General features: G+C 60.3%; 4 protein-coding genes, 1 tRNA gene and 2 rRNA genes. 3 read left to right on the forward strand and 4 right to left on the reverse strand.

Going from position 1 to position 3,523, the window contains the following annotated elements; translation table 11 throughout:
* Positions 1 to 45 precede the first annotated feature (45 nt).
* Positions 46 to 432 carry a DUF2147 domain-containing protein gene (locus ABYW26_RS12065; RefSeq protein WP_372605151.1) on the reverse strand — a complete coding sequence of 129 codons (387 nt, stop codon included), beginning with the start codon at positions 430 to 432 and terminating at the stop codon, positions 46 to 48.
* Between the two features lie 126 nt (positions 433 to 558).
* Here ABYW26_RS12065 and hisA point away from each other — a divergent pair, with 126 nt between their 5' ends.
* From hisA to ABYW26_RS12080, 3 genes are all read left to right on the forward strand, one after another.
* Positions 559 to 1,281: a 1-(5-phosphoribosyl)-5-[(5-phosphoribosylamino)methylideneamino]imidazole-4-carboxamide isomerase gene (gene hisA, locus ABYW26_RS12070; protein WP_372605152.1), complete on the forward strand. Its 723-nt coding sequence runs from the start codon at positions 559 to 561 to the stop codon at positions 1,279 to 1,281.
* Between the two features lie 120 nt (positions 1,282 to 1,401).
* Positions 1,402 to 2,163 carry an imidazole glycerol phosphate synthase subunit HisF gene (hisF, locus tag ABYW26_RS12075; RefSeq protein ID WP_372605153.1) on the forward strand — a complete coding sequence of 254 codons (762 nt, stop codon included), beginning with the start codon at positions 1,402 to 1,404 and terminating at the stop codon, positions 2,161 to 2,163.
* Positions 2,160 to 2,468: a phosphoribosyl-ATP diphosphatase gene (locus ABYW26_RS12080; protein ID WP_372605154.1), complete on the forward strand. Its 309-nt coding sequence runs from the start codon at positions 2,160 to 2,162 to the stop codon at positions 2,466 to 2,468. The genes hisF and ABYW26_RS12080 overlap by 4 nt, the downstream gene beginning before the upstream one ends.
* 267 nt (positions 2,469 to 2,735) lie before the next feature.
* Here ABYW26_RS12080 and ABYW26_RS12085 read toward each other — a convergent pair.
* From ABYW26_RS12085 to ABYW26_RS12095, 3 genes are all read right to left on the reverse strand, one after another.
* Positions 2,736 to 2,812, reverse strand: a tRNA-Met gene (locus tag ABYW26_RS12085).
* Positions 2,813 to 2,862: 50 nt separating this feature from the next.
* Positions 2,863 to 2,977: ribosomal RNA gene (gene rrf / locus ABYW26_RS12090) — 5S ribosomal RNA — on the reverse strand.
* Between the two features lie 87 nt (positions 2,978 to 3,064).
* A 23S ribosomal RNA gene (locus ABYW26_RS12095) occupies positions 3,065 to 3,523 on the reverse strand; the annotation flags it as partial.

Raw genomic sequence — 3,523 nt, forward strand, 5'->3', positions numbered from 1 at the left:
ACCCGCGACGGCTTTGTCTATGCCGATCTGATCCCGGTCTAGGACCTAAGGCACGCGGTTCCAGACCTGTTTCTTACAGATCGGACCGACACAGCCGGACACGTTCAGAACATCGCCCTCCAACTCCATTTTCGAGCGATAGGTCTTGTCGGTCGAGGGCTGCCAGATCTTGCCATCGCCATATTTACCCGATCCCTTCGGCGCCATGTCCCAAACAAGGTTCTTGCCCAGATTGGCCGACTTATATTCGCCATCGGCGTTAAAGCTGCGGCTCATCGTGCCACAGAACAGATCGCCGCACGGGGCGAAGGTGACATAGGCATAGGCGCCGTCATCGACCTCGGTTTTCCAGATACCCTCGACCGGATCGGCCAACGCGGGCACAGCCGCCAAACCGACCACAACAGCCACGATTCCTGCAATGCGTTTCATTCCAAACCTCCTGCGTTTGGCAGCAGTTTGCGGCGTTGCCGCCCGGCTGGCAAGACACCACACGACATTGCATTCCCGGCCCGAAGATGCAAAAGAGCAGCACCTCAATCACGAAAGAACTGCCCCATGATCCTTTATCCCGCCATCGACCTGAAAGACGGCAACTGCGTGCGCCTGTATAAGGGCGAAATGGATCAGGCCACGGTGTTCAACGACGACCCGGCGGCGCAGGCACGGGCGTTTCAGGACGCGGGCTGCGAATGGCTGCATCTGGTCGATCTGAACGGCGCCTTCGCCGGTGCCCCGGTCAACGCCGCCGCGGTCGAAGCGATCCTCAAAGCCGTCAGCGTCCCGGCCCAGCTGGGCGGCGGCATCCGCGACATGGCCACGATCGAAACCTGGCTGTCCAAAGGCCTGACCCGGGTGATCCTCGGCACCGTCGCGGTGGAAAACCCCGATCTGGTGCGCGAAGCCGCCCGCGCGTTTCCCGGCCATGTCGCCGTCGGCATCGACGCCCGCAATGGCCGCGTCGCCACCAAAGGCTGGGCCGAGGACACCGACGTGATGGTTACCGACCTTGCCAAATCCTTTGAGGACGCGGGCGTCTCGGCGATCATCTATACCGACATCAACCGCGATGGTGCGATGCAGGGCCCGAACGTGCAGGCCACCGCCGATCTGGCCAATGCGGTGTCGATCCCGGTCATCGCCTCGGGCGGCGTCAGCTCTCTGGATGACCTCCGCGCCCTGAAATCCTGCGGCGCGCCGCTGGACGGCGCGATCTCGGGCCGCGCGCTTTACGACGGTGCCATTGATCTGGCCGAAGCCCTGGCTCTTTTGAAAGCCTAAGCCTTCTTCTTCAGACAAATATCCTCGGGGGTGAATTGGCCGCAGGCCAAGAGGGGGCAGACAGCCCCCTTCCCCGCCAAAGCTCTTGCGCCGATCCCGCGCCGCGCCTAAACCAGCCTCATGTTGAAAACCCGCATCATCCCCTGCCTTGATGTCGCCGATGGCCGCGTGGTCAAAGGCGTGAACTTCGTCGATCTCGTTGATGCCGGCGATCCGGTCGAGGCCGCCAAGGCCTATGACGCTGCCGGCGCGGACGAACTGTGCTTTCTCGACATTCACGCCACCCATGAAAACCGCGGCACGATGTTCGATCTGGTCACCCGCACCGCCGAGCAATGCTATATCCCGCTGACGGTGGGTGGCGGCGTGCGCACGGTCGAAGATGTGCGCGCCCTGTTGCTGGCGGGCGCCGATAAGGTGTCGTTCAATTCGGCCGCCGTAGCCAACCCCGATGTCATCGCCGAGGCCGCTGATCAATTCGGCAGCCAATGCATCGTCTGCGCCATCGACGCCAAGACCGTTGCCCCCGGCAAATGGGAAATCTTTACCCATGGCGGGCGCAAATCCACCGGGATCGACGCGGTGGAATTCGCCAAGCTGGTCGTGTCCAAGGGCGCCGGTGAAATCCTGCTGACCAGCATGGACCGCGATGGCACCAAGGCCGGCTTCAACCTGCCGCTGACCCGCGCCATCGCCGATGCGGTCGACGTGCCGGTGATCGCCTCGGGCGGGGTCGGCACGCTGGATCACCTGGTCGAGGGCGTCACGATGGGCCATGCCAGCGCGGTTCTGGCCGCCTCGATCTTTCATTTCGGCACTTACACCATCGGCGAAGCCAAGGCCCATATGGCCGCCGCCGGCATCCCTGTGAGGCTGACATGAGCATTCTCGACCAACTCGCCGCTACCATCGAGGCCCGCAAATCCGCGGACCCCGAAAGCAGCTGGACCGCCAAGCTGTTGTCCAAAGGCCCGGAAAAATGCGCCGAGAAATTCGGTGAGGAAGCGATCGAAGCCATCATCGCCGCCGCCAAGAATGATCGCGAGAACCTGACCTATGAGGCCGCTGATGTGCTGTATCACCTGCTGGTGATGCTTGCCGCCCGCGACGTGGCGCTGGCCGATGTTCTGGCCGAGCTGGAGCGCCGTGAAGGCACCTCGGGCATCGCGGAAAAAGCCGCGCGCTAAGCTGAACCGCCCAACTGGTCGGTCGCCGCGCCCGCAACAGGCGAAGCAAAACCCTGTCAGTTCAATTCATTATCAGCGCCACGGTTGGCCTCACCCCTGACCAGTATGATCCGCTGGCCACTCCTGCGGCAGATACGTCAGGTCAGGATACGCAGGACGCCACGACCATCGGCCCATCCCTGGCATCGAAGGCTGCCGTTGATATATGCGTCGTTGTTTTTGATTGTGTTAGAACGACCAAACCCCGCCTTTTGGGCGGGGTTTTATTGGTTGCGGGAGCAGGATTTGAACCTGCGACCTTCAGGTTATGAGCCTGACGAGCTACCGGGCTGCTCCATCCCGCGCCATTTTTGGTGAGATCGTTTTGAGAGATACATTAATTGTTCCTTTCTAGGTTTGGCGGTGACCTACTCTCCCACGTCTTAGGACGCAGTACCATTGGCGCGACGGCACTTAACTGCCGAGTTCGGGATGGGATCGGGTGTTTTGCTCGTGCTATGACCACCAAACCGAGGAAGGAACAATATCAAGTCAAGTATTTGCGTTGTGTATGCTTTTGATTTTCCGTTTGGCAGGAAGTCCTGCTTCTACTGGATCAAATCAAGCCTATCGGGCAATTAGTACCGGTCAACTGAATGCATTGCTGCACTTACATCTCCGGCCTATCGACGTGGTGGTCTACCACGGCCCTCAGGGATACCTTGTTTTGAGGGGGGCTTCCCGCTTAGATGCCTTCAGCGGTTATCCTTTCCGATCATAGCTACCCTGCACTGCTGCTGGCGCAACAACAGGTCCACCAGTGGATCGTTCACCCCGGTCCTCTCGTACTAGGGGCAACTCCTCTCAAGTATCCTACACCCACGGCAGATAGGGACCGAACTGTCTCACGACGTTATAAACCCAGCTCACGTACCTCTTTATATGGCGAACAGCCATAGCCTTGGGACCTGCTCCAGCCCCAGGATGAGATGAGCCGACATCGAGGTGCCAAACACTGCCGTCGATATGGACTCTTGGGCAGTATCAGCCTGTTATCCCCGGCGTACCTTTTATCC

This window comes from Actibacterium sp., assembly GCF_041584535.1.
Classification (GTDB): Bacteria; Pseudomonadota; Alphaproteobacteria; order Rhodobacterales; family Rhodobacteraceae; genus Actibacterium_D.

Coding starts and splice junctions, on each gene's coding strand:
- ABYW26_RS12065 (WP_372605151.1), bottom strand. CDS start 432: ATGAAACGCATTGCAGGAATCGTGGCTGTTGTGGTCGGTTTGGCGGCT.
- hisA (WP_372605152.1), top strand. CDS start 559: ATGATCCTTTATCCCGCCATCGACCTGAAAGACGGCAACTGCGTGCGC.
- hisF (WP_372605153.1), top strand. CDS start 1,402: ATGTTGAAAACCCGCATCATCCCCTGCCTTGATGTCGCCGATGGCCGC.
- ABYW26_RS12080 (WP_372605154.1), top strand. CDS start 2,160: ATGAGCATTCTCGACCAACTCGCCGCTACCATCGAGGCCCGCAAATCC.